This is a genomic window from Streptomyces sp. NH27 (assembly GCF_056859195.1).
Map to the genome: position 1 here is coordinate 1 of NZ_JACEGK010001111.1, position 406 is coordinate 406.

1 pseudogene is annotated in these 406 nt (G+C 77.1%); it reads left to right on the forward strand.

From position 1 onward, the window contains the following. Positions 1-406 (forward strand): annotated as a pseudogene (locus AC13HU_RS38280) (hypothetical protein); the annotation flags it as partial.

Consider the following 406-nt stretch of genomic DNA (forward strand, 5'->3'; position numbering starts at 1 on the left):
TCCGAGACCTCCGCATCCTCCCGCGGCTCGTCCGCCACCGTGTCGGTGGCGCAGGCCGAGGCGGCCCTGACCGAGCACTACCCGCGGCTGGTACGGCTGGCCTACGTGACGCTGCCGGCCGACCTCGGCAAGCATCGCCGGGCGTTGGCCGCGCACCGGCTGGTGCAGTCCTCGCTGCCGACCTCGCCCACGCCCTCGCGGCAGGACGGCGCCTACGGGGTGTTGCGGGTACGAGTGCTGCGCGCGGCACTGGAGTTCGGCGATCAGGGGCGGCTGCGGGCGGCGCTGGAGGGCGTACGGATGCCGCGGGTGGTGGGGCTGCGGGCGCATCCGCAGGTGGGCGGCGACGGGGAGTTGGCGCTGTACCGCGCGCTGGCCGCGCTGCCGGCCCCGGCCCGGGCGGCGT